Origin of the sequence: Proteus sp. TSJ240517 (assembly GCF_047921575.1) — a bacterium.
Lineage (GTDB): Bacteria > Pseudomonadota > Gammaproteobacteria > Enterobacterales > Enterobacteriaceae > Proteus.
This window is the reverse complement of the sequence record NZ_JBLRMH010000001.1, coordinates 505,287-531,445: the sequence shown is the minus strand read 5'-3', so window position 1 is coordinate 531,445 and position 26,159 is coordinate 505,287. Positions and strand designations below refer to the sequence as shown.

Genomic DNA, 26,159 nt, shown 5'->3' with positions numbered 1-26,159 from the left:
ATTTTTAATTAATTTCAAAGAGAAACTCTTTACAAACAAAGCATCATAAAGTTCTGCAAGTCGGATAAAACCCATCCTAATTATATTAATTTTGTGAGCTAAGTAGGTTTTCTATCTATAAAACTTGCATGATGTTAATTTAATGTTTATTTGTTGTTTTGCTTCTCTCGATATATATTTTTTATTTTCTCAGGATAGAACTCTAGAGGGCTCAATAAAGTTAAGTGATAAGAATACCGCATTAATTGACAAAATTTACGATAAGTGTAAAAAAGAAGAGTGTTGGTATCATTTTTATCTTATTAATATCTTTAAACGTTTGAGAGCCACAAATATTACAATCAAAATTTAACAACGATACATATCGTTAATTGAGCGACCCCGCTATAAATTATTGTTTATTAGGAGAGGTACCCATGAAAAATAAAGTTACGTTAAAAACAGTGTTTCCACTCAGTATTATGTCACTTGTATTAACCTCCTTTTTTTCTCATGCCGTCACTCTTCCTGAAGGTACTATTCTGGCAAAACAACAGAATATTGTGATTAATAACGGTACTGAAGTTTCATCACTTGATCCGCACAAAGTAGAAGGCGCACCAGAAACTAATATTATTTTAAATTTATTAGAGGGGCTGACCTACGTTGGACCTAATGGTGAAAGCATGCCTGGCGTTGCACAACGCTGGGAAACTAATGATAACAAGGTGTGGATATTCTATTTGCGAGAAGACGCAAAGTGGAGTGATGGCACACCAGTTACAGCTGAAGACTTTGTTTATAGCTGGCGTCGAGTAGTAGATCCTAAAACAGGATCGCCTTATGCCAGTTATCTCGAATATGCTTATGTTGAAAATGTTGCAGATATTCTTAGTGGCAAAAAATCCCCTGAAACATTAGGTGTGAAAGCGATAGACGCTCACACTTTGCAAGTCAATTTAACCAAGCCAATCCCTTATTTAGTCGATATGGTCAGCCACACTCCGTTAAAGCCAGTTAAAAAAGAGATTGTTGAAAAATATGGCGTGAATTGGACTCGTCCTGAAAACTTTGTCGGTAATGGTGCTTATGTTATTGAAAATTGGGTGGTGAATGAAAAGGTGACTTTAAAACGAAATCCACTTTATTGGGATAATAAAAACATCATTATTGAGCAAGCCACATTTTTACCAATTAGTTCAGAAACCAGTGATATAAATCGCTACCGTAGCGGTGAAATAGATATCACTAATAGCGCTATTCCTCCTGTTCTTTATAGAAAAATGAAGCAAGAGCAGCCAGAGAATTTACATGTCACACCATATTTATGTACTTTCTATTATGAATTAAATAATAAAAAAGCCCCTTTTGATGATCCTCGTGTTCGAGAAGCCGTGAAATTGACTCTTGATAGAGAAGTCATTGCTGAAAAAATAATGGGACAAGGACAAATACCGGCTTATTCTTTTACTCCCTCTTTTATTGGCAATGGTAATTTTAAACCGCCTAAATGGGCTTATTGGACACAACAGCAACGTAATGAAAGGGCGCGTGAATTATTAAAAGAAGCGGGGTTTGATGGTCAAAATCCTCTGACTTTTACCTTGCTCTACAATACGTCAGATCAAAATAAACAGCAGGCAATAGCGGCAGCATCAATGTGGAAAAAAAGTATTGGTGCCAATGTGACGTTGCAAAACCAAGAGTGGAAAACGGCATTAGAAAACCGTAACCAAGGAAATTACCAAGTCGCGAGAGCAACATGGTGTGCAGATTACAATGAACCTACCTCGTTTTTAAACTCGTTTCTTTCCACAAGTAGCCTGAATACCGTTTTTTATGAAAATAATGATTACGATGATGCATTAAATAATGCCTCAATTGCTGTTGATAAAGGGGCTCGCCATCAACTCTATCAGCGCGCTGAAGCCTTGCTAGACAAGGACTCCGCGATAGTACCTGTCTATTATCGAGTCAGTGTTAGATTAGTTAGTCCAAAAGTAGGTGGATTTACAGGCAAAGACCCCTTTGATTATACGGACTTAAAGCGCTATTTTATAAAGGCAGATAACTAAAACTGGTAAATTATCGATATTCTATAGTTATGTGTGATTTGAATTATTAAAAGTGACTTAAAAAGTAGTTAACCAATAAAAAGCTACACAAAAAAGATAGCGGCATAAAAAATTATAATGCTATCAGGCAATTAAGCACTGATAGCAAATAAGCAAGATTGATTTATTTTTTTGTAAAAACAATAAGTTGTGTAAACCGTTCTAAAACACAACTGAACATCACAGAATGGTTGTCTAACAACCAGCTCACTAACTGGGAGTATTTTATAAGATGAGTAATTTAACTAAAAAGAGTGCGTTGGCGATTGCAATAAGCGCAATCTTTGGATTGTCAGCGCTAACGGCTAATGCCGCTGTTGTTCCAGACGGGGTAAAATTAGCTGAAAAACAAGTGCTCGTACGTAATAACGGCTCTGAACCACAATCACTTGATCCTCATAAAATCGAAGGTGTACCTGAGTCTGCATTAGCGCGTGATCTTTTCGAAGGCGTTACTATTGTTGGTCCAAATGGGGAAATTTTACCTGGCTCTGCAACCAGCTGGGAAAATAAAGATTTTACTGTTTGGACATTCAAAATTCGTGAAGGCGCTAAATGGTCAAATGGTGAACCTGTTACAGCACAAGATTTCGTTTATAGCTGGCAACGTTTAGCGGATCCTAATACTGCATCTCCTTATGAAAGCTATCTGCAATATGCGCATATCGTGAATATTGACGATATTATTGCAGGTAAGAAAAAAGCCACAGAATTAGGTGTTAAGGCATTAGATAACAACACATTAGAAATCACTTTATCTGAAGCAGTGCCTTATTTACCAAAATTATTAGCTCACTCCTCCATGTCGCCAGTTAACCAAAAAGTAATTGAAAAATTTGGTGAAAAATGGACACAACCAGCTAACTTCGTCGGCAACGGCGCTTATAATTTAAAAGATTGGACCGTCAACGAACGTATTGTTTTAGAACGTAGCCCAACTTATTGGGATAACAAAAATACTGTTATTGATAAAGTTACGTTCTTACCTATCTCATCAGAAGTCACTGACGTAAACCGCTATCGTGCGGGTGAAATCGACATGACATATAGCAATTTACCGATCGAACTTTTCCAAAAACTGAAAAAAGAGATCCCAGATGAATTGCGTATAAGCCCATATTTATGTACTTATTATTATGAAATTAATAATGAGAAAGCACCGTTTAATGATCCTCGTGTTCGTGAAGCGCTGAAACTGTCAATGGACAGAGATATCATCACTTATAAAGTGAAAAACCAAGGTGATATTCCCGCTTACGGTTTTACTCCGCCATTTACAGACGGAATTAAAGAGAGTAAACCAGAATGGTTTGCGACTTGGACACAAGAACAGCGCAATGAGAAAGCACGTCAATTGTTAGAAGAGGCGGGCTATAACAAAGCAAATCCACTGAAATTTAAGCTTCTGTACAATACTTCAGATCTTCATAAAAAAGTGGCAATTGCTGCTTCTTCAATTTGGAAGAAAAACTTAGGTGCAGATGTGTCTCTTGAAAACCAAGAGTGGAAAACGTTCTTAGATACACGTCACCAAGGAACTTATGATGTTGCGCGTGCGGGCTGGTGTGCAGATTATAACGAACCTTCTTCATTCCTGAACATGATGCTGTCTTACAGCAGTAATAATACTGTTCACTATAAAAACACAGAGTTTGACGCATTGATCAAAGAATCTTTACGTGTGAAATCTGATGACGAACGTGCCGCTATTTATCAAAAAGCTGAAGGCGTATTAGATAAAGATTCGGCCATTGTTCCACTTTACTACTATGTAAACACCCGTTTAGTTAAACCTTATGTGGGTGGTTATTCAGGTAAAGATCCATTAGATAATTTACATACTAAAGACTTGTACATTATTGCTAAGTAATCGGGCGAGACCTTGTCTTTTTTAAGGCAAGGTCTTTTTATCGTCACGCCTGAATAGGTTTGTGTTATAGGAACGGGCAATGCTCAAATTTATTTTTCGTCGCTTTTTAGAAGCGATACCGACTCTATTTATTCTAATAACAATTTCGTTTTTTATGATGCGATTAGCACCTGGTAGCCCTTTTACAGGGGAAAGGAAACTTCCACCAGAGGTCATGGCAAATATTGAAGCGAAATATCACTTAAATGATCCCATTTATAAACAATACTTCGATTATTTAATTCAATTGTCGAAAGGGGATTTAGGGCCTTCTTTTAAATATAAAGACTACAGTGTAAACACCTTAGTCGGTAAAGCATTCCCTGTTTCAGCTAAATTAGGGCTGTCGGCATTTATTTTTGCCGTGATTTTAGGTGTGGGGGCAGGCGTGATAGCCGCACTGAATCAAAACACCAAATGGGATTATACCGTCATGACTTTTGCCATGACGGGAGTTGTAATACCGAGTTTCGTTGTTGCACCACTGCTTGTACTTATTTTTGCCATTACCTTAAGGTGGCTACCAGCTGGTGGCTGGAATGGCGGTGCGGTGCAATATATGTTGCTACCAATGATTGCACTGTCGCTTTCTTATATTGCCAGTATCTCGCGTATTACCCGTAGTTCAATGATTGAAGTATTACACTCAAACTTTATCAGAACGGCAAAAGCGAAAGGCTTGCCGATGAAAAGAATTGTGTTGCGTCATGCTTTAAAACCTGCGTTGCTACCTGTTATCTCTTATATGGGGCCTGCATTCGTCGGTATTATTACGGGCTCAATGGTTATTGAAACCATCTTTGGATTGCCAGGTATCGGACAATTATTCGTTAATGGTGCTTTAAACCGAGATTACTCATTGGTATTAAGCTTAACCATTATCGTAGGTGCATTAACAATTTTCTTTAATGCGATTGTCGATATTTTATATGCCGTTATTGATCCGAAAATTCGTTACTAATAGATACTGGAGCGCGTTATGTTATCACTGAAGGAAAACAGCGAAGCTCTGGGGAATTTCTCGGAGCAGCTAGATATTGAAGGCCGTAGTTTATGGCAAGACGCTCGTCGTCGTTTTATGCACAATAAAGCGGCAATTACGAGCCTTATATTACTTTTCTTTATTTTATTATTTGTCATTTTTGCCCCAATGTTATCGCCTTTTGTCTATGACGATACCGATTGGGAGATGATGTCAATGGCACCTGATTTTGCCTCTTCTCACTATTTTGGTACTGACTCATCTGGGCGTGACTTATTAGTCCGTGTTGCGATTGGTGGACGTATTTCATTAATGGTCGGTATAGCGGCTGCTTTTGTTGCCGTTATTGTTGGTACACTGTATGGCGCAATGGCGGGCTATATTGGTGGACGTGTTGACTCTGTGATGATGCGTTTACTGGAAATCCTAAACTCATTTCCATTTATGTTCTTTGTTATCTTATTAGTGACATTCTTTGGTCAAAATATCTTACTGATTTTCGTTGCTATCGGGATGGTATCTTGGCTCGATATGGCACGTATTGTAAGAGGACAAACCTTAAGTTTAAAACGTAAAGAGTTTATTGAAGCTGCATTAGTTTGTGGTGTGTCATCACGCAATATCGTGTTAAGACATATCGTACCTAACGTACTGGGTGTCGTTGTGGTTTATGCCTCTTTATTAGTCCCTAGTATGATTTTATTTGAATCCTTCTTAAGCTTCTTAGGTTTAGGAACACAAGAACCATTAAGTAGTTGGGGAGCACTATTAAGTGATGGTGCAAACTCAATGGAAGTTTCTCCTTGGTTGTTACTTTTCCCGGCTTCGTTCTTAGTTGTCACACTGTTTTGCTTTAACTTTATCGGTGATGGCTTACGTGACGCATTAGACCCGAAAGATCGTTAAGGAGAACAAAATGACAAATACAACAAACAAGTCGTTATTAAGTGTTAAAGATCTCTGTGTGACTTTCGGTACACCGGATGGTGATGTTACCGCAGTTAATAAGCTCAACTTTGAATTATCCGCAGGTGAAACCCTCGGGATCGTTGGTGAATCTGGCTCAGGTAAATCCCAAACGGCATTCGCATTAATGGGATTATTAGCGAAAAATGGTCGCACAGCGGGTAGCGCAAACTTTAATGGTCGTGAGATCTTAAACCTTCGCCAAAGTGAATTAAATAAAATGCGCGCTGAAGAAATATCTATGATATTTCAAGATCCAATGACTTCATTAAACCCGTATATGAAAGTTGGTTCGCAGCTTATTGAAGTATTAATGCTTCATAAAGGCATGAGTAAGAATGATGCTTATGCAGAATCAGTACGCATGTTAGATGCAGTAAAAATGCCAGAAGCTCATAAACGAATGAGTATGTATCCTCATGAGTTTTCAGGCGGTATGCGCCAACGAGTCATGATTGCAATGGCATTGCTGTGTAAGCCTAAACTTTTAATTGCTGATGAACCGACAACCGCACTTGATGTGACGGTTCAAGCGCAAATCATGACCTTACTCAATGAGCTTAAGAATGATTTAAACACTGCGATTATTATGATCACTCATGACTTGGGGGTTGTTGCGGGTATCTGCGATAAAGTATTGGTGATGTACGCAGGACGTACCATGGAGTACGGTAAAGCGCGTGATATCTTCTATCAACCATCACATCCATATTCTATCGGATTGTTACAGGCTGTTCCTCGCTTAGACGGTGAAGATGAACGACTCGCAACCATTCCGGGAAATCCGCCTAATTTATTACGTTTACCAAAAGGCTGCCCATTCCAACCTCGTTGCCAGTATGCAACAGAGCAATGCTTAACGAGTGAACCTCAATTAGAGCAATTCGCACAAGGCCGACTACGTGCCTGTTTTAAAGCGGTGGAGGAATTGGTATGACTCAAGCCATGTTACAAGATAGAAAAGTTATTCTTGAAGTGAATGACTTAAAAGTTTATTTCGATGTTCAAGATAATAAACAGTGGTTTTGGAAAGCGAAAAAAAGCCTAAAAGCCGTTGATGGTGTCACACTACGCTTATATGAAGGTGAAACATTAGGGGTTGTTGGTGAATCTGGTTGTGGTAAATCGACTTTTGCTCGCGCCATTATTGGTTTAGTTAAAGCCTCTGGTGGTACAGTCTCTTGGTTAGGCAATGATTTATTGGGAATGGGAAATAAACAATGGCGCGATATTCGCCAAGATATCCAGATGATTTTCCAAGATCCGCTGGCTTCCTTAAACCCAAGAATGACCATTGGTGATATTATTGCGGAGCCGCTTAAAACCTATCACCCTAAAATGAAACAGGCTGAAGTTGTTGAAAAAGTGAAAGCAATGATGATGCGAGTCGGATTATTGCCAAACTTAATCAACCGTTACCCACATGAATTCTCAGGTGGACAATGCCAACGTATCGGTATTGCTCGCGCGTTAATTTTAGAACCTAAATTAGTGATTTGTGACGAACCCGTTTCAGCATTAGACGTATCGATTCAGGCTCAAGTGGTTAACTTGCTGAAAGATATTCAAAAAGAGATGGGATTATCTTTAATCTTTATTGCCCATGATCTAGCGGTGGTAAAACATATTTCAGATCGTGTATTGGTGATGTATTTAGGGCATGCAGTGGAGTTAGGAACGTATGATGAAGTTTATCATCATCCATTACACCCTTATACCAAAGCGTTGATGTCAGCGGTGCCTATTCCTGATCCTGATAAAGAGCGCAATAAGCATATTGATTTATTGGAAGGAGAATTGCCTTCTCCGATTAATCCACCATCAGGCTGTATATTCCGTACACGTTGTCCGATGGCAGATGAAGAATGTGCCAAAACACGCCCTTTATTAGAAGGGAGCTTTCGCCATGCAGTCTCTTGCTTAAAAGTTGATCCGCTTTAAGGCGATTGAATGATTAAGTAAAGTAGAAAAAATGCCCTTGAAGTTTTATTTTCAAGGGCATTCTATTTATTAACGGATCGAAAGATCACCAAATCAGATTAAATCCAACCTTTAGTTCTAAAGGCTTTTAATGTAGAAACAAAATAGCTCATCTCTTCTGGTGTGCCTAAAGTTAAACGGCTCCAACCTAAAGCAGGTGGAAACTCACGACCAACCATAATATTCGCTTCTTTCATTCTGTTTTGATAGGTTTTTACATCACCTTTCACTTTATGGAATATAAAGTTCGCATAAGAAGGTGCATATTCAATATCCAGCTCTTTTAAGACATCAACAACCATTTGACGAGAAACATCAATCGATTTACGGCTATATTCCACATAAGCTTTATCTTTTAATGAGGCTAATGCAGCAACAGCACCCGCAGTGTTGGTATTATCAATGGAAACAAACACATCAACATTGGCAATAACCTCAGGTACAGCAACACCATAACCCACACGAAGCCCTGCTAATGCGTAAATTTTTGAGAAAGTACGTGCAACAATTAGGTTTTTATAACCCGCTTCAACTAATGTAATCGCACTGGTAAATTCAGGCGTTGAAGCGAATTCCGCATAAGCTTCATCAATAATAAAAAAGACATTTTCTTTGGCTGATTTTATCCAATTCGTCAATGAAGCCGTCGGCGTTAACATCGCTGTTGGGTTATTCGGATTGCATAAATATACCATGCTAATACCATCAAACTCTTGCGCTTTTTTCTGCATTGTTGCTAAATCAAACGCCAGTGTTTTATCAACGGGTACTTTAACGATTTTTACGCCTAAAGGTTCTGCATAAAGTTCGGCATAGTTAAATGTTGGATCAGGAACAATAAGTTGAACCGCTTTACCTTCTTTTTGTGCTTTATTTGCCACAAACTGTACGGCTGCTTGAATTGTCTCAGATGAGCCATTTCCCAAGGTGATGTGCTTATCTGAAAGTTTAAATTCTTTCCCTAATTCGCTAATTAATGAGCTACGCGCATCGTCTGGATATCTAAAGGCATTAGGTAAAGCATCAATAATAGCCTGTTTCGCTTTTTGCGACATACCAAGTGAATTTTCATTAAAATTTAGCAGTAACGGATTTTCTGCATTAAATACCAATTTATTTTTTAGTGTTTCATTGGCATAGGCAGAGCTAACAAATGAACTTAATGAAAGACCACCAATCACTAAGCTGGATGAAGTTAAAAATGACCGACGATTCATGTTATGTTTCCCAAGTAAATTATTCTATGTTTTATTAGTTCTTATAGATTACTAAAAAAAAGATAGAAGTAAATAATTATGTTGTATTTGTGACTATAAATTCATTTTTTGGGGGTTAGGGAAAAGTTCTGTCATTGAAAAAAAGAATGAGTAGGGAGTAAACTTGTCAGTTATCAATTTAAAATAAAAAGAAAAATTATTGATAATGATAAGCCATACTGAATTATGTCAATTTTGAACATTTAATGTAGCGGACTAAATCGCGAATATGGGCATCATCATTTATGCGTGTATCTAATCATTTTAAAATCATTGTGCATCTTTGTAGCTTTCTCATTGTTCTTTATAGCTTAACAATGATACCGCCTATGTTGGTTGCGCTATATGAAAAAGAGCAAAGTCTATTTTCTTTTGCATTGTGTTTTTTTATCTTTTTTTGTGGAGGTTTATTTATTTGGCTGAAAACAAAAATAAAAGATATTCAGCTGAAAACACGAGATGGATTTATTATTATTGCCTTGTTTTGGTTGTTATTTTCTTTAATTAGCACATTACCTTTATGGCTGAATGAGCAACTTAATATGCGCTTTGTTGATGCGCTTTTTGAAGGGGTGTCAGGGATAACAACCACAGGCGCTTCTGTTTTTCACAATGTGACTGATTTACCTAAATCTATTCTTTACTATCGCGCACAGTTAAATTTTGTTGGAGGATTAGGTGTTATTGTACTGGCTGTTGCCGTTCTTCCCTTATTAGGCATTGGGGGCATGAAATTATATCAATCTGAAATGCCTGGGCCATTTAAAGAAGAAAAGTTAACGCCTCGCTTAGCAAGTACAGCTCGTAATTTATGGTTTACTTATATTCTGCTAGGTAGTTTATGTATTATCGCGTTTAAAATAGCGGGAATGTCTTTTTTTGATGCGCTTTGTCATGGTTTATCGACTGTGTCTTTAGGCGGATTTTCAACATATAGCGAAAGCATTGGCTATTTTAATAGCGCAAAAATTGAATTTGTTGCAGGGCTATTTTCACTCCTTTCAGCAGTCAATTTTACCCTCTATTTTGCATCCTTAGCTAAATTTAGTTTACGACCATTATTAACCAATCCAGAGTTTCGTTTTTTTATTACAGTGGCATTGCTAGTTATCGGTTTGATCACATTTGAAACATGGCGCAGTAATATGTATTCATTCCCAGATGCTTTTATTCATTCTTTTTTTCTAACCAGTTCGATGATCACTGACAACGGGCTTGCAACAGCAGATTATGCTCAATGGCCACAACATATTATTGTTCTCTTACTATTTTCTAGTTTTTTTGGTGGTTGTGTTGGTTCGACGTGTGGTGGAATTAAAGCTATTCGATTTTTAATTCTCTATAAACAGAGTCGCCAAGAAATTCATCAATTAATTCATCCAAAATCAGTGAGTTCCGTTCGTGTCGGCGACAGTATTATAACTTCTCGACTCCTTAATTCCGTTTGGAGTTTCTTTTTTCTTTATACACTCTGCGCTTGTTTTTTTATTTGGTGTTTAAGCATGATGGGCTACGATTTAATTACAGCTTTTGCTACGGTGGCAGCATGTTTAAATAATATGGGATTGGGATTTGGTGAAACAGTTGCTGGTTTTGGTGAAATTACCGACAGTGCAAAATATTTAATGTGTCTTGCTATGTTACTTGGTCGATTAGAAATTTATACGCTACTTGTTTTATTATCTGCTTCCTTTTGGCGTAATTAAAATATGACTAAAATAAACGTTATGATTTAAAAATGAACATGGTTTAAAAGATAAAGAATATTATCATTAATTTCTCTAAAGAAATTCTTTCTTAAAAATCCATTCTATAAAATTAGATAACTTCAAATACAATAACGATTTTTCTCCTATTTTTGTGATAAACATCAACTCTCCTTAAATGAAGCGTTCCATTAATTATAATAAACAGACAACGAAAACGTTTGCATAATATTTTTATATAGATAGAATTCGTCAGATTTTTTTGGCTAGGTGAAATGAATAGGAGGTTAAAGTGTCTCAGGACAACAATTATAGTCAGGGCCCTGTGCCCATATCCGCAAGAAAGGGTGGATTGGCGTTAACCTTTGTGATGTTGGGATTAACGTTTTTTTCAGCCAGTATGTGGACTGGCGGCGCTCTTGGTACTGGTCTTTCCTTCAATGATTTCTTCCTCGCAGTTCTAATTGGTAATCTTCTTCTTGGTATCTACACCGCATTTCTTGGTTTTATTGGTTCAAAAACAGGTCTTACTACTCATCTCCTCGCGCGTTACTCTTTCGGTATTAAAGGTTCTTGGCTTCCCTCATTTTTACTCGGTGGTACTCAAGTTGGTTGGTTTGGTGTGGGTGTGGCAATGTTTGCCATCCCGGTAGGAAAAGCCACTGGTATTGATATTAATCTCCTCATCGCCGTTTCCGGCATTTTAATGACCATCACTGTATTCTTCGGTATTTCCGCTCTCACCGTTCTCTCTATCATTGCTGTTCCAGCAATCGCCATCCTTGGCAGTTACTCTGTTTATCTTGCCATACATGATATGGGCGGGCTTTCAACGTTAATGGGTGTTAAACCAACTCAGCCATTAGATTTCAATTTAGCGCTGGCGATGGTTGTCGGATCGTTTATTAGTGCGGGAACGCTTACAGCTGACTTTGTCCGTTTTGGACGAAACCCTAAAGTTGCAGTAGTTGTCGCAATTGTTGCGTTCTTTTTAGGCAATACATTGATGTTTGTCTTTGGTGCAGCAGGTGCCGCTTCATTGGGAATGGCAGATATTTCTGATGTGATGATTGCGCAAGGATTATTACTTCCAGCGATTGTCGTATTAGGCTTAAATATTTGGACAACCAATGATAATGCGTTATATGCCTCTGGATTAGGATTTGCCAATATTACAGGCTTATCAAGCAAAAAGCTTTCAGTGATAAATGGCATTGTCGGTACACTGTGTGCATTATGGCTCTATAATAACTTTGTTGGCTGGTTAACCTTTTTATCTGCCGCAATTCCACCAGTAGGTGGTGTTATCATTGCAGATTATCTGATGAATAAAGATCGTTATAGCACCTTCAATGCAGATAAAATGCAATCAGTTAACTGGGTCGCATTACTGGCTGTTGCAATTGGTATTGCCGCGGGGCACTGGTTACCAGGTATCGTACCTGTTAACGCAGTATTAGGTGGTGCAATTAGTTACGCTGTGTTAAATCCAATATTAAATCGTCGTACAGCTCGACAAGCGGAGATAAGTCATGCTGGGTAAGAATATCGAACAAATTAATCATGCTCGTCTCGTTGGAAAAGAGGGTTTGTGGCGCATTACGCTTAAAAACAATAAAATTGAAGCGATAGAGCCACAACCTGAGAATAACTTTCATCCTGAAGCATTAGATGCGCAAGGTGGTTTAGTTCATGCTCCTTTTGTTGAGCCTCATATTCATTTAGATACAACACAAACAGCAGGGCAACCGAATTGGAATCAATCGGGAACATTATTTGAGGGTATCGAGCGTTGGGCTGAAAGAAAAGCGCTGTTAACTCATGATGATGTTAAACAACGTGCATGGCAAACGCTTCAATGGCAAATTGCTAATGGTATTCAACATGTTAGAACCCATGTTGATGTTTCGGATCCATCGCTGACAGCATTAAAAGCCATGCTGGAAGTGAAAGAAGAAATTAAACCTTGGATTGATTTGCAAATTGTTGCTTTTCCACAAGAAGGTATTTTGTCTTACCCTAATGGTGAAGCTTTATTAGAAGAAGCATTAAAATTAGGCGCTGATGTTGTCGGTGCTATTCCTCACTTTGAATTTACGCGTGAATATGGTGTTGAATCACTGCATAAAACCTTTGCATTAGCACAAAAATATGATCGCTTAATTGATGTTCATTGTGATGAAATTGATGATGAACAATCTCGCTTTGTTGAAACTGTTGCCGCTTTAGCACATAAAGAAAATATGGGCTCAAGAGTAACAGCAAGTCATACAACCGCAATGCATTCTTATAATGGGGCTTATACTTCGCGTTTATTCCGTTTATTAAGAATGTCTGGTATTAACTTTGTGGCGAATCCTTTAGTTAATATTCACTTGCAAGGTCGTTTTGATACTTATCCAAAGCGTCGCGGTATTACTCGTGTAAAAGAGATGCTAGAAAGTAATATTAATGTTTGTTTTGGTCATGATGATGTTTTTGATCCTTGGTATCCATTAGGCACAGCAAATATGCTTCAAGTCTTACATATGGGACTGCATGTTTGCCAATTAATGGGCTATGGTCAAATTGATAATGGGTTACAGTTAATTAGTCATAATAGTGCGAAAACATTGGTCTTAACGGATTACGGTGTTGAAATAGGAAATAGTGCAAACTTTATTATTTTGCCCGCAGATAATGGATTTGATGCCTTACGCCGTCAAGTACCTGTACGTTATTCAATTCGCCACGGTAAAGTGATTGCACAAACAGAGCCAGCGAAAACAGAAATTATGTTAGATAAGCCAACAGCGATTAATTATAAATAATCTAACAAGTTGGATTTTCGAATAACAGATAAAACGGATAAGTCGATTAATCACTTATCCGTTATTTTTTTATAAAGATTTAATACCTGTTTTCTTTTTATTATCGGCTATTTTTTCTGATCAACGCTGCTAATTGTGCAAGTTCTTCATCACTCGCACGTTCAAAATCATGCGATGAAAGATATCCGGGGTATTTCTCAAAGAAAATCTTTTGTTTATTTTCAATAGGCGCCCATTTTGTCATATCACCTGTGCCGTGCATCGGGCTAAGTTTACTATGAACATGATCAACCCCAAACCCTTCAAAAAACATTCCTGAGCGTGAAACATCGGGGAATGTTTTATCTAAGATTTTTGCTACTTTTTTTGTCGCGATAACCAATAATGCTAAAGCTTCATCGTTTAAATCAAACGCATAACTCGGGTAGTGCTTTTTGGGAATAACAACGGTAAAACCTTTGGTATTGGGAAAAATAGAGAGGAAAGCAAGATGATGATCATCCTCCCAAATTTTATGGCAAGGCGCTTTACCCGCAACGATTTGGCAGAAAATACAGTTATCCATAGTCGTAGCCTCATATCTATATTCTACATACTTCAACTTATTGAATTATTTAGCGTATAAGGTGATTAAAGTAGATTTCTTTCTGCTAAATCAAGTGCGAAGTAAGATAGAATTAAATCTGCACCTGCACGTTTAATTGAGCCTAAAGTCTCCATTACCACACGATCTTCATCGATTGCACCCGCTAATGCCGCAAATTTAATTTGCGCATATTCACCGCTGATTTGATAAGCCGCTAAAGGTAATAAAGTACGTTCACGCACATCGCGAATAATATCTAAATAAGCACCCGCTGGTTTTACCATCAGCATATCAGCGCCTTCTTGCTCATCAATTAATGATTCACGGATCGCTTCACGGCGGTTCATTGGATTCATTTGATAAGTTTTACGATCACCAATTAAGCGAGAGCCTGCTGCATCGCGGAAAGGACCATATAAGGCAGAAGCAAATTTAGTCGAGTAAGAAACAATACCTGTGTCGCTAAATCCTGCTTTATCAAGTGCGGCACGAATAGCAGCAACTTGGCCGTCCATTGCCGCTGATGGCGCGATAAAATCAGCACCCGCTTGTGCGGCAGCAACAGCTTGAAGCCCTAAATTATAGATAGTTTCATCATTATCAACATGTTCACCATGTAAAACACCACAGTGACCATGTGATGTGTATTCACAAAAACAGGTATCAGACATGACAATCATTTCTGGTACGGCATCTTTACAAATACGAGACATGCGAGAAACTAAACCGTCACTTTTCCAAGCATCACTTCCTGTTTCATCAAGGTGATGTGATACGCCAAAAGTCATAACAGTTTTAATGCCTGCTTTTGCAATGCGTTCAATTTCATAAGCAAGGCGTTTTTCAGGAATACGAACGACACCTGGCATGCTTTTAATCGGTTGGTAATCATCAAGCCCTTCTTCTACAAAGATAGGCAGAGCGAGATCATTTTTAGTCAGAGTTGTTTCTTGAAAGAGCGCGCGCAGGTTTTCTGACTGGCGTAGTCTTCTTAAACGCTGGATGGATTGTTCGTTGCTCACAATATCTCCTTTTTATGGCCAGTACTAACAAGTATTTACCGAGGTATTATAAACCTTAATATTGATACATAGATACTCTATAATTCATACTCGTCATACTTCAAGCTGTAGCGTTGTTGGCTGCGTAGTCACTACTTATGTATGCTCCTAGCGACTCATTCACTTGTCGCCTAGCTACATCTTGAATTATTTAGAGTATAGAACGTTAATTATAGAGAAAAGAGAAAAGAGAAAAGAGAAAAGAGAAAAGAGAAAAGAGAAAAGAGAAAAGAGAAAAGAGAAAAGAGAAAAGAGAAAAGAGAAAAGAGGAGAGGAATAAGTGATAGGTGAGGGGAAAATAAAAAAGAGCAGGATAATTTCTACTCTTTATATTGATTTTTACCCATTCTTTAATGAGAAGATTATTTTTTTGGCTCTTCTAATGCTGCAACCATTTGAACTTTACAAGCCGCAACAATTTGAGTTAAACCATCTTGGAACTCTGCGCGAGAACCAATTTCAGATTTGGCTTCACGTAAAGAATTAACAACCTCAATAGCACCTTCAGTGAATTGTGCTTCAGTTGCTTCCAGTTTTGCAAAATCAAATTTCTTTGCACTCAGAGAGGCCATTGCATCTTTAGCAATTTTCTCTGCTGGCTCTTTTGTATCATAAGCTTTAATTGAGATATCTTTAAAAGTATCGCAGTAATCATCAGCCATTTTTGTTGGGTTTGCAAAAGCAACAGCAGGTAATAATAGCAGAGATAAGAGAAGTGGTTTCATTTTAGCCTCATGTTTATTTTTTAGTACATATTTATTGAGTGTAACATATAAACAGGAGTGACGATAAATCAGAAAAAGTGTAAAAATATAAATAGTTAATATTTTTAATCCTATTGGTTTTAGTTGCTTTCGCTATAATTGTGTTTAGGGACAATAAGCTAGCAAATTTTGACATAATAAAAACTTACAATTTACAATATATAAAATAACTCAAAATACAATAATATTAGGATTTATCTTTATTTACATTTTATACGATTAATTTTTATTTGTGTTAAAAATAACAAAATGTGCGCTTTAAATATAAAAAACAGAATAAAAAAGTTAAGTGATTATCAGTTATCATTGAGATAATTTTAATACATTGTATTTAATAAGTTAATTTATGTTCGTGTTGGCAATGATGGCAAGATTTCTAATTCTATTATTTAATCCAAATAACATTAAAAATTTTAAACAAAAATAAGTTTTGATAGTGACTATTGGTTAAATACACCAAAAGAAAACAAACTCATTATCATTTGGATGATATGAAAAGAATTTGAATAGAAATATTGAGGCGGGTAAAAGAAAAAAATCCCCTCTATAAAGATAGAGGGGTAGCTAAATGAATAAAGAATGGTTTATTTCGAGATTGAGTATATAGGAAATTTGAAATCAAAATTTGTTTATTTGTGCAGCACAAAAAGATTAGAAAATAGAATAAAAATATGTGCGAGTACTCAATTCGAAAATAAATGTATTATTGACGATAGGCTGTCTTAATTTGGCTAATCGTATTACGGAATGTTTCTGCTTGTTTTTCATCATCAACTTCTGCAATAGCACGTTCAATGTTTAAAATAACACGCCCAGCATCTGCTTGACCTAATGCTTTTAACATATAGGTGACTAGTGTTTTTAAGCAAGCCACTTCTTCTGCCAATGTTTCTACATCTGCTTGTGTTTTAAACTTCTCGTTCATTATCTACGTTCCTTTGTCTTTAATTTATAAATCATATCAGGCTAGGTCATTAGAATAGCAAAGTCTCAGCAAGGTATGAATAGCGATAATGAAAGCATTTTATCATATTGAATTTGTTAGCATGATAAAAAGACAAAATAGCCAGTGATCCCATTTATTAGTCGAAATCAGGCTATACTTTGAACGTTATGCTTTTAACGTTAATACAAACAAAATGTGGTAGAGCAACCATTGCGAGCAATAAGAAAAATGCAGAAAAAGGGAAAATAATATGAATGAAGAACAATTATTACAGGCTATCACTCATTATCCCGCACTTTATCAGCGCAAATCAGGAAATACACATAAAGGAACATTCGGCACATTAGGTATTGTAGGCAGCTCAGAAGGAATGAGCGGTGCTATTGTGTTAGCAGGCAAAAGTGCATTGAAAGCAGGGTGTGGAAAGGTATTTCTTGGTTTTGCTCAATCGCAACTTCCTATCCCTTTTATTGATAGTGCACCAGAGCTTATGCTTAAAACAGCCCAAGCGTTGATAAATCAGCAGGATATTTCTGCTTGGGCGATTGGGTGTGGATTAGGATTATCTGCAAATTCTGAAGAAATCTTATCAATAGCTTTAGCACAGCGTAATGAAAATAGACCTTATGTTTTTGATGCGGATGCATTAGTGTTAATGGCTAATCTTAAATCAGAACTCTCACTTAATCAGCACTGTGTATTAACACCACACCCTAAAGAAGCGTCTATTTTGCTTAATTGCACGCTAAATGATATTCAAAATAATAGAGAAGAAGCGGCGAAAGAAATTGCGAAGATTTATCATTGCTGGGCAATTATCAAAGGTCAACATACCGTAGTGACTTCTCCGAAAGGGGAAATCACAATTAATACAACTGGTAATAGTGGATTATCAACCGCGGGGAGTGGTGATGTGCTAACAGGCGTTATGGGAAGTTTTTTAGCACAAGGAATGACAATGGCGGATGCGGTGAGAAGTGCTGTTTGGATACATGGAATGTCGGCGGATATTTTAGTTAAAAAAGGTATTGGACCAATCGGATTAACTGCATCAGAATTGATTGATACTATCCGGAATATTCGCAATCAAATATGGACATTATCACAGCAACATAATGCAAACTATTTTGAATAATCGCTTTTATTTTTTAGCTTAACGTATTAATAATTAAAGTAGGTTTATATTAAGATTAGGTTGTTTTTAGTTAATTCACTCACAGTAATCTTTGGGTTATTGCGATAGGATTAAGGCAAATGGAGAGTTAAGAGGAGTTATTATGTATAAAACGATTTTAGTGCCTATTGATATTGTGGAAGAAGAGTTAACCAGTAAAGCGGTACGACATGCTGTGTATTTAGCCAAAGAAACAGGAGCTAATTTACATTTAATTCATGTTCTTCCTATCTCTTCAGCAATCATTAATGCTTATTCATTGGGTTATCCAGAAATTAAAGATAAAGCGACAGTGAAAGCAGAGAATGATATGCAAATGTTGGTAGATTCGGTGGATTTGCCTGCTGAAAAGGTCGCTTATACGGTTACTTTTGGCTCACCTCGTGATGAAATTTTGGTCACAGCAAAAGATATTCAAGCAGACTTAATTGTGATTGGTTCACGTAGACCTAATATTAGTACTCATTTATTAGGTTCAACGGCAGCGGGTGTTGTTCGCTATGCTGAAATTTCAGTGTTAGTTGTTCGTTAATATATTACTAATATGCTATGAGCATCCCTCATAGCATATATTTTAGTTTTTTTGCGTAGCTTATCTTATTTATTCAATAAGCAGTTTATTGAATAAACAGTCTAGAAAGTGGATAAGAATGGAAAAATTTACCGAAGAACTTTTAAGGCTCGATCATTTTATTCTACGCATCTTACGCTATTATGTAATAGGCTCTATTTTCTTTTTCTTAGGATTATTACCTGGTGTATTAGGGTTTTATTTAATTGAAGGGCATACCTTTATGGAATCTTCATTAAATGCAATCTCTATGTTAAGTGGTCAGCCAGTAGAGCCAGCACCTGCAACCCCAACAGGGCGCTTTTTTATTGCAATCTATGGTTTATTTCTTCAGTGTGTTTTTATTTTATCGATTGGGCTTGTAGTGACACCTTTTATTCATCGACAATTGCATAAATGGCATCTTGAGGAAGATTAAATAAGCAAGCTGTGGGTTTAACGCTACAATAATAAACAGACAATAATCTGATAATGAGGAGTTGCTATGTACAAGACAATTCTAGTACCTGTTGATATTTCAGAAGATGAGTTAACGACTAAAGCCTTACAACACGCTGTTTATATTGCTAAATTAGAAGGCGCAAAACTGCATCTTTTCCATGCTATTCCTGATATTTCACGTTTCTCTATTAGTTATAGTTACCATTATGACATGCTCAGTTCTTTTGCAAATAAAGCACTTGAGCGTGTACAAGAACAACTGCAAGAATTAGCTAATGGTATTGATTTGCCAAATGAACAAGTTGAATTTTCAGCTGTATTTGGTTCTGCAAGAGATAAAGTTTTAGAGCTGGCTGAAAAAATTAATGCTGATTTAATCGTGATTGGCTCACGCCGCCCAAGTATTTCGACACACCTATTAGGCTCCAATGCATCAGGTATTGTCGCTTATGCTAAACAATCTGTTTTAGTTGTTCGCTAAAATTTTTTATAAAAGTTAAAAAATAGCCTAAAACCCCTAGATTTTTTATTTAGGGGTTTTTTATTTTTGCATTTAAGCATTGCCATTTTAAATTGATTTGTGCGTGTGATTGCTTATTAAAATAGTGATAGCTATTTGATGATGCGATTTAAAAACAAGAATGGGTATTTATCATTGTATTGTACTTTCCTATGCCAATATTTATGGCTATCCATCGATAAAATTGATCTACTTACTGCCTAAAATATTTTATTTGTTCATAATAGTATTGAAAGATAATAGAGCGAGAAACGAGCTATGCTGATAAACTTTATATTAGCAATGGCTCGTTTTGGATTAAAACTAAGGCATAGTATGGATAATGAGATAATGGCAGAGTGCACAGCCATTTCACAAGATAAACAGCGTGAAATTACCAAGTTATGTATTCAAACTGCGTTGTTGCTATTGCAACATGGCGCAGAAAGTATGCTGGTTGAACAGCTTTCAACCCGTCTAGGTTTAGCTTTAGGTGTACATCAAGTCGAAAGCGCAATTTCTGCTAATGCAGTTGTATTAACCACGATTGTTAACGGGCATTGCCAAACATCAACACGAAAGATAGTCGACCGTGGCATTAATATGCATGTTGTGACAGAAGTTCAGCATATTGTTATTTTGGTTGAACATCATCTTGCAGATATTCATGAAGCCAGAAAACGCTTTGAGCATATAAAACCATTACGTTATCCTCGTTGGGCGATTATTTTTATGGTTGCCTTATCTTGTGGTTGTTTCTCTAAATTGAATGGTGGTAATTGGGATGGCTTTTTAGTTTCTGCCATTGGTGGTGGTTTTGGTATGTTTGTACGCCAAGCATTAACACATCGCCAAATGAATCCATTAATTAATTTCTGTATTACGGCATTTGTGGCAACTTCAGTTTCAGGTCTATTATTAAAGCTCTCTTATTTTCAAACTACAGCGACTATTTCAATGGCTGCCAGCGTCTTATTGTTGGTTCCCGGATTTCCTTTAATTAATGCCGTCGCTGATATGTTTAAAGGGCATGTTAATACTGGCTTAGCGCGTTGGGCAATGGCAACAATGTTAACATTGGCAACCTGTCTAGGCGTTATTTTAGCCATGGCAGTATGGGGGTTAAGAGATTGGGCATAATAACGATAATTCTTACCCTGATTGAAGATATGATTTTAGCTGCTATTCCTGCGGTCGGTTTTGCAATGGTATTTAATGTACCTTCAAGGGCATTAAAATATTGCGCATTATTAGGTGCAATAGGCCACGGCTCTCGTACTATTTTAGTGATGAGTGGTATGAACATTGAGTGGTCAAGTTTTTGTGCTGCTATTTTAGTGGGGTGCATAGGTATTCAATGGTCACGCTGGTGGCTTGCACACCCTAAAGTCTTTACTGTTGCAGCGGTTATTCCTATGTTCCCTGGAATAAATGCATATATAGCGATGATCTCAGTGGTGAAGTTAACGCAAATTGGTTATAGCGCGGAAATTTTTGAAGCTTTAGTTACTAATTTCCTTAAAGCTTCATTTATTGTCGGTGCGCTCTCTATCGGGCTATCCTTGCCGGGATTATGGTTGTATCGCAAGCGTCCGAGTGTATAAAAGCTTATACGGCGTGTTGTAGCGAATTTAATGTAATATCTAGTTCATTTTTGTCGGAAATAATAATTTGAATTCGTAATTTATTCTCAGATTCTAAACTGGCATGCGCTTTAACATCTTCGTTATTCGCATGCTTTTTTGTTATCTCGACTAATTCGTCCATCAAATTCAGCATATTCTCATTCATTTTTAAATTTCTCCAAATCATTGATGGAGTAAACCATAGCAAATCCCTTTTGCGTTAATGTCGAGAATAACGGCTTTTTCTATCACCATTCACGCTTATTGTTTTATTTTTTATACAAAAAATAGCAAGAAAGATTGCCCAAAATAAATCAAAAAAAGGTAATATTAGGCAAAATAAAAATAAGATTATCAGTTGGTTATTAAAGATAATTCTTATTGGGTTTAATAAAATAAAGAGTAAGGCAGATACCACTTTGAGAAAAATATTACACTATACCGCGGTTGTGTTGGGTTTATTTGTTATTGCGCTAAATGTTCAAGCACAAGCCCCTGAAAATTTCACCAAAGCGAAAGAGATAGCAAAAGAACGTATTTATTATGATCAAAATCAAAAATCGCAAGGAACGATTTATTGTGGTTGTGATTGGGAATGGGTAGGGAAATCGGGAGGTCGCGTTGATTTAGCCAGTTGTGGTTATCAAGTGAGAACACAGCAAACAAGAGCGGCTCGTATTGAGTGGGAACATATTGTTCCAGCATGGGTTTTTGGGCATCAACGTCAATGTTGGCAAAATGGAGGTCGAACTAACTGTGTGAAAAACGATCCTGTTTTTGGCAAAATCGAAGCCGATTTACATAACTTAGCGCCATCTATTGGTGAAGTTAACGGTGATCGTAGCAATTTTAGTTTTGGACAATTACCCGCTCAAGCACCTTATCAATATGGGCAATGCCGTAGTCGTGTTGACTTTGCTTCTCGCACTTTTGAACCTCGTAATGAAGTCAAAGGCCAAGTGGCAAGAGTTTATTTCTATTTACACGACCGTTATAACCTCTCAATGTCACGTCAGCAACAACAGTTATTAATGGCTTGGGATAATGCTTATCCACCAACCGCATGGGAAAAAGAGCGTGATAGCCGTATTGCTCGTATTGTTGGATATCATAATCCTTTTGTAACGGGTGAAATGAAATGGCAATTAGGGCATAAAAATAGTGGTGCAGGATTATCTGCAACAAATAGTACGCCAGTGACTAGAGCCAAAGTGGAAACACCGAAACAAGCCAGTACACCACAATCGGGAGACATTAAGGGTAATGTAAATAGCAAGATCTACCATTTTGCACATTGCTCAGGTTATAAAACAATGTCAGATAAAAATGCGGTTTTATTTAAAACAGAGAGTGAGGCCATTAAGGCAGGTTACCGTTTAGCTAATAACTGTAAACAGCCTTAATCGTAATTATTTAGATTACATCCAACGACGAACGTGGCGACAATATTGTTGCCACGCTTGTGGAAATAATTCACTTAAGATTTTCTCTTCACGCACTATCGTATAGCGATCAGTAATAAAGTAAAACGCAATTGCCGCGCCCAAAAATCCCCAATTACCAAAAATAAAAAATAACCCAATACTAATATCTAAGAAACCGAGATACATAGGATTGCGACTTATTTTATAAGGGCCACTTATTACTAATTGTCGAGGGGTGTGATTGGGGTTAGGAGAGGTTTTTTGTTTAATAAAAAATGAGAGGCAATAAAAAAGCCAGATCCCTGAAGTCGTAATGGTGAGCAAACCGAGGTAAAAAAAGAAGCCCATTTTGAGAGAGCCAGAGTGAAGTTCAAAACCAATAAATGGAATTAGGTTAAGTAATAACCAATAAACAAAAGGTAATCGCAAGAAACTCATTTACTTCCCCCTAAAATAACACTTAATTGTTATTTTTATGTTAAGTCCATCTCGTTATAAATCATTTCAGTATTGAAAATATTTTTCTTTTGTCATTATACTGTCATAAAGCTTCGTTAATTTTCACTCTAACTCCATGATGGGGAATATGAATGACAGAAGCAATGGAAATATCTCGTTACTCACAGAAAACCGGCAACAACCGTTCATTGATGTTTAATGTTCAGGATTGTGACCGGTTTTTTTGTTTTTTGCGACTAAACAGGGTCTGAAGGGGACTCATCGGTAAGTGAATGGAATATAAACAGAGATGTCGATGACTTTTTGAAGACTAACAAGGATAAATTCCACTATGAGTAGACAAAAAGCAGCAACACGTTTACGCCGAGAAAATAAACGCACCTCACGTAAAGAGCAACGTAATGGGGCACATCGAGATAATGTTATGGTCTTACCAGGATTTGGGGATATCAATACAATTGGTATGGCCAGAGAAAAGCGTGATGAGAGGATGTTATCTCCTCGCAACGAAGCACAACGCCAATATATAAATGCAATTAAACATCAGAATCTTATTTTTGCCACAGGGGAAGCGGGCTGTGGTAAAACCTTTCTCAGCGCTGCAATGGCTGCCGATGCTTTAATTAATAAAGAAATAGAACGTATCATTGTTACTCGACCTGTGTTGCAAGCTGATGAGGATCTTGGTTTCTTACCTGGTGATATTGCTGAAAAGTTTGCACCCTATTTTCGTCCTGTCTACGACGTATTAGTCAAACGTTTAGGCGCTTCATTTTTACAATACTGTTTAAGACCTGAAATCGGTAAAGTCGAAATTGCGCCTTTTGCTTATATGCGGGGCCGTACTTTTGAAAATGCATTTGTTATTTTAGATGAAGCGCAAAATGTGACGGTAAATCAAATGAAGTTATTTCTAACTCGTATGGGTGAAAATGTTACCGTGATTGTCAATGGAGATATTACCCAGTGTGATTTACCCTCAAATGTAAATTCAGGATTAGCAGATGCTCTTATTCGATTTGAAGCCAATAATCGTGTAGGCGTGATTAAATTTATGCAAGAAGATTGTGTACGCTCTACATTATGCCAACATGTATTAGCTGCTTATAATGATTAAATAGAGCATGGGAATTTTTGTATACATTTAAAAAGGCTGCATACTAATGTGGCCTTTTTATTTGTTGATTTTCCTTGATGTGATTTATCTTTTTTATTAATTGTGGAATATTTAATTTGAATAAAAAATTCCAAAATAAATCAATTTATTTATAGATATTCTTTTTATGACTTGTTATTAATAAATTAATTGTTATTGTTCTTTTGTTTATGATTTTTTAATTAGATAGTAATGCTAAATATTAATACATTTACATATTAACTAAGTATGGTTATGAATCTAATTTGACTTAAGTCACAAATTTAAAAAAGCGGATAAATTCATTTGTTGGTTTTTTAAATTATGGCTAATATCAAATTGACTAGGGTCTAATTTCATCACCTTTAGTTAATGATGGCAATAATAGTAGCTTATTTTTGCTAATTAAATATTTGTCTATTCTTGGGGTTATATATGCTTAAAAATAAACTCCCACTGTCATTATTATCAGTGGCTATATTGTCGACGTCGGCATTTGCTGCAACCAACAGCGCTGGTGGAATAATCTCTTTCTCTGGTGCTATTAGTGATACCACCTGTACAATTAATGGAGGAAATAGTGCGGACTTTTCTATTTTATTAGATCCTATTACCGTAACGGATGCTGGAACAACGGCGAGTACTGTTATTGCCAAAAACCAAAAAGAGTTTGCTTTGACATTCTCTGATTGTGCTCCTGCATCTACGCCAAGTGGAAGTAATTTAAAGATACATTTCTCATCTGCAAATACCATTTCCACCAGTGGATTATATTTAGTCAATGATACCGCTAATGAAAATGATCCATTAGTGGCAAAGAATGTTGGCTTTAGTTTATCAACACCTGCGGCTCCAACAGTTGCTATACCACTGAACGCAACCTTTGATACAGGTATTAAAGGCGATAAAACAGCGCCAGATTCAGATACTCTGCGTTTAATTGCCAGTTACTATAAAACAAATGCGACAGCCGCTAAAACAGGGCCAGTACACTCTAACGTTATCTATACTGTTTCTTATTTATAATATAAAAAAACCAGACTCAATATTGGGTCTGGTTTTTTAGGATGTTTATAATGAAAAAGTTAATCGTTTTTTTAATGGCATTGATATTACCAACGAGTGTATTTGCTAATATTATTATTAATGGTACACGGGTTATTTATTATGAAGGAACAGATAGTGTTAATCTTCAATTAACCAACAATGGTGATTTAGCTTCACTCGTGCAAAGTTGGATTGATGATGGCGATATAAACTCTACGCCTGAAGATGCAAACTCTCCTTTTTATTTATATCCACCAATTGTAAAAATAGCAGGTAGGCAAGGACAAACATTAAGAATAAAAAATTCCAATGAAAAATTATCAGGAAATGTTGAACAGGTATACTATTTAAATATTCTCGATATTCCAGAAAATGCCGAAGCATTAAAAGGAAAAAGCTATTTGCAATTAGCGATGAAAACACGAATTAAAGTTTTTTATCGCCCAAAAGATTTAACTGATAAACCAGAACTTGTTAATGAGAAAATAACGTATCAATTAAATGGTGATAAAGTTTTAGTTAAAAATAACTCACAGTATCATTTCACGATAGCCTCGATTTCTACACAAGAGACACCCCGTGTTACGCTTGTAGATTCTGAAATGATCCCGCCGTTATCTTCTCGTGAGTTACCTTTAATTAATAAATTAAAAAGTAATTCCGCTGTTGTTATTTATGTTGATGATTTTGGTGTTTATAAATCACAGAATATTAAACTCTAATAG

Annotated in this window: 26 protein-coding genes; 19 read left to right on the top strand and 7 right to left on the bottom strand. The window is 36.7% G+C overall.

Annotated features, from left to right (window positions below):
• Positions 1-416: 416 nt before the first annotated feature.
• The 6 genes from ACNARN_RS02485 to oppF all read left to right on the top strand — a co-directional run bounded on the left by ACNARN_RS02485 (position 417) and on the right by oppF (position 7,891).
• On the top strand, positions 417-2,054 hold the full coding sequence (locus ACNARN_RS02485) for an ABC transporter substrate-binding protein (protein WP_416304095.1): 1,638 nt from the start codon (positions 417-419) through the stop codon (positions 2,052-2,054).
• 271 nt (positions 2,055-2,325) lie between these two features.
• Positions 2,326-3,963, top strand: a complete 1,638-nt coding sequence (gene oppA / locus ACNARN_RS02480; protein WP_109372137.1) for an oligopeptide ABC transporter substrate-binding protein OppA — start codon at positions 2,326-2,328, stop codon at positions 3,961-3,963.
• Between the two features lie 79 nt (positions 3,964-4,042).
• Positions 4,043-4,963, top strand: a complete 921-nt coding sequence (oppB, locus tag ACNARN_RS02475) for an oligopeptide ABC transporter permease OppB (protein ID WP_023581988.1) — start codon at positions 4,043-4,045, stop codon at positions 4,961-4,963.
• 18 nt (positions 4,964-4,981) lie between these two features.
• Complete coding sequence (oppC, locus tag ACNARN_RS02470) at positions 4,982-5,890, top strand: oligopeptide ABC transporter permease OppC (protein ID WP_100160272.1); 909 nt, start codon at positions 4,982-4,984, stop codon at positions 5,888-5,890.
• A gap of 10 nt (positions 5,891-5,900) precedes the next feature.
• Positions 5,901-6,887 (top strand): ABC transporter ATP-binding protein, encoded by a 987-nt coding sequence (locus ACNARN_RS02465; protein WP_198619937.1) that lies wholly within the window; start codon positions 5,901-5,903, stop codon positions 6,885-6,887.
• Positions 6,884-7,891 carry a murein tripeptide/oligopeptide ABC transporter ATP binding protein OppF gene (gene oppF / locus ACNARN_RS02460; protein ID WP_196532564.1) on the top strand — a complete coding sequence of 336 codons (1,008 nt, stop codon included), beginning with the start codon at positions 6,884-6,886 and terminating at the stop codon, positions 7,889-7,891. Before ACNARN_RS02465 ends, oppF begins: the two co-directional genes overlap by 4 nt.
• Before the next feature lie 98 nt (positions 7,892-7,989).
• Here the strand turns inward: oppF and ACNARN_RS02455 are convergent, their stop codons facing one another.
• Positions 7,990-9,147 (bottom strand): pyridoxal phosphate-dependent aminotransferase, encoded by a 1,158-nt coding sequence (locus ACNARN_RS02455; RefSeq protein WP_198625698.1) that lies wholly within the window; start codon positions 9,145-9,147, stop codon positions 7,990-7,992.
• 284 nt (positions 9,148-9,431) lie between these two features.
• On the opposite strand from ACNARN_RS02455, the gene ACNARN_RS02450 reads away from it, so the two are divergent.
• The 3 genes from ACNARN_RS02450 to ACNARN_RS02440 all read left to right on the top strand — a co-directional run bounded on the left by ACNARN_RS02450 (position 9,432) and on the right by ACNARN_RS02440 (position 13,702).
• Positions 9,432-10,892 (top strand): TrkH family potassium uptake protein, encoded by a 1,461-nt coding sequence (locus ACNARN_RS02450; RefSeq protein WP_198619940.1) that lies wholly within the window; start codon positions 9,432-9,434, stop codon positions 10,890-10,892.
• Positions 10,893-11,184: 292 nt separating this feature from the next.
• Positions 11,185-12,435, top strand: coding sequence for a cytosine permease (gene codB, locus ACNARN_RS02445; protein WP_198619941.1), 1,251 nt, complete (start codon positions 11,185-11,187; stop codon positions 12,433-12,435).
• Positions 12,425-13,702 (top strand): cytosine deaminase, encoded by a 1,278-nt coding sequence (locus ACNARN_RS02440; RefSeq protein ID WP_198619942.1) that lies wholly within the window; start codon positions 12,425-12,427, stop codon positions 13,700-13,702. The genes codB and ACNARN_RS02440 overlap by 11 nt, the downstream gene beginning before the upstream one ends.
• 100 nt (positions 13,703-13,802) lie before the next feature.
• Here ACNARN_RS02440 and ACNARN_RS02435 read toward each other — a convergent pair whose 3' ends face one another.
• The 4 genes from ACNARN_RS02435 to ACNARN_RS02420 form a co-directional block, all read right to left on the bottom strand.
• Entirely contained in the window at positions 13,803-14,267 is a 465-nt protein-coding gene (locus ACNARN_RS02435; RefSeq protein ID WP_198619943.1) for an HIT family protein, read from the bottom strand.
• A gap of 65 nt (positions 14,268-14,332) precedes the next feature.
• A complete protein-coding gene (gene hemB, locus ACNARN_RS02430) occupies positions 14,333-15,310 on the bottom strand; it encodes a porphobilinogen synthase (RefSeq protein WP_072064069.1) in 978 nt (325 codons plus the stop codon).
• A gap of 401 nt (positions 15,311-15,711) precedes the next feature.
• Entirely contained in the window at positions 15,712-16,074 is a 363-nt protein-coding gene (locus ACNARN_RS02425) for a hypothetical protein (RefSeq protein WP_198619945.1), read from the bottom strand.
• Between the two features lie 742 nt (positions 16,075-16,816).
• On the bottom strand, positions 16,817-17,038 hold the full coding sequence (locus tag ACNARN_RS02420) for a DUF2594 family protein (protein WP_006536484.1): 222 nt from the start codon (positions 17,036-17,038) through the stop codon (positions 16,817-16,819).
• 271 nt (positions 17,039-17,309) lie between these two features.
• Here ACNARN_RS02420 and ACNARN_RS02415 point away from each other — a divergent pair, with 271 nt between their 5' ends.
• The 6 genes from ACNARN_RS02415 to ACNARN_RS02390 all read left to right on the top strand — a co-directional run bounded on the left by ACNARN_RS02415 (position 17,310) and on the right by ACNARN_RS02390 (position 21,348).
• A complete protein-coding gene (locus tag ACNARN_RS02415) occupies positions 17,310-18,194 on the top strand; it encodes an NAD(P)H-hydrate dehydratase (protein ID WP_196532572.1) in 885 nt (294 codons plus the stop codon).
• Between the two features lie 142 nt (positions 18,195-18,336).
• Positions 18,337-18,765 (top strand): universal stress protein, encoded by a 429-nt coding sequence (locus tag ACNARN_RS02410; RefSeq protein WP_036912874.1) that lies wholly within the window; start codon positions 18,337-18,339, stop codon positions 18,763-18,765.
• 118 nt (positions 18,766-18,883) lie between these two features.
• Positions 18,884-19,222 carry a hypothetical protein gene (locus ACNARN_RS02405; RefSeq protein ID WP_072064066.1) on the top strand — a complete coding sequence of 113 codons (339 nt, stop codon included), beginning with the start codon at positions 18,884-18,886 and terminating at the stop codon, positions 19,220-19,222.
• A 66-nt stretch (positions 19,223-19,288) separates the two neighbouring features.
• Positions 19,289-19,726, top strand: a complete 438-nt coding sequence (locus tag ACNARN_RS02400) for a universal stress protein (protein WP_088495397.1) — start codon at positions 19,289-19,291, stop codon at positions 19,724-19,726.
• A 354-nt stretch (positions 19,727-20,080) separates the two neighbouring features.
• A complete protein-coding gene (locus tag ACNARN_RS02395) occupies positions 20,081-20,884 on the top strand; it encodes a threonine/serine ThrE exporter family protein (RefSeq protein ID WP_198619946.1) in 804 nt (267 codons plus the stop codon).
• Complete coding sequence (locus ACNARN_RS02390; RefSeq protein WP_198619947.1) at positions 20,875-21,348, top strand: threonine/serine exporter; 474 nt, start codon at positions 20,875-20,877, stop codon at positions 21,346-21,348. Before ACNARN_RS02395 ends, ACNARN_RS02390 begins: the two co-directional genes overlap by 10 nt.
• Before the next feature lie 4 nt (positions 21,349-21,352).
• On the opposite strand, the gene ACNARN_RS02385 is transcribed toward ACNARN_RS02390, so the two are convergent.
• A complete protein-coding gene (locus tag ACNARN_RS02385) occupies positions 21,353-21,556 on the bottom strand; it encodes a hypothetical protein (protein WP_416304094.1) in 204 nt (67 codons plus the stop codon).
• A gap of 232 nt (positions 21,557-21,788) precedes the next feature.
• Here ACNARN_RS02385 and ACNARN_RS02380 point away from each other — a divergent pair, with 232 nt between their 5' ends.
• A complete protein-coding gene (locus ACNARN_RS02380) occupies positions 21,789-22,772 on the top strand; it encodes an endonuclease (protein WP_232797457.1) in 984 nt (327 codons plus the stop codon).
• A 15-nt stretch (positions 22,773-22,787) separates the two neighbouring features.
• On the opposite strand, the gene ACNARN_RS02375 is transcribed toward ACNARN_RS02380, so the two are convergent.
• Positions 22,788-23,231 carry a methyltransferase family protein gene (locus tag ACNARN_RS02375; protein WP_198619948.1) on the bottom strand — a complete coding sequence of 148 codons (444 nt, stop codon included), beginning with the start codon at positions 23,229-23,231 and terminating at the stop codon, positions 22,788-22,790.
• 352 nt (positions 23,232-23,583) lie between these two features.
• Here ACNARN_RS02375 and phoH point away from each other — a divergent pair, with 352 nt between their 5' ends.
• From phoH to ACNARN_RS02360, 3 genes are all read left to right on the top strand, one after another.
• A complete protein-coding gene (phoH, locus tag ACNARN_RS02370; RefSeq protein WP_368887778.1) occupies positions 23,584-24,369 on the top strand; it encodes a phosphate starvation-inducible protein PhoH in 786 nt (261 codons plus the stop codon).
• Between the two features lie 453 nt (positions 24,370-24,822).
• Positions 24,823-25,413 carry a fimbrial protein gene (locus ACNARN_RS02365; protein WP_100160253.1) on the top strand — a complete coding sequence of 197 codons (591 nt, stop codon included), beginning with the start codon at positions 24,823-24,825 and terminating at the stop codon, positions 25,411-25,413.
• A 50-nt stretch (positions 25,414-25,463) separates the two neighbouring features.
• Positions 25,464-26,156 (top strand): molecular chaperone, encoded by a 693-nt coding sequence (locus ACNARN_RS02360; protein WP_368887777.1) that lies wholly within the window; start codon positions 25,464-25,466, stop codon positions 26,154-26,156.
• Positions 26,157-26,159: the final 3 nt, after the last annotated feature.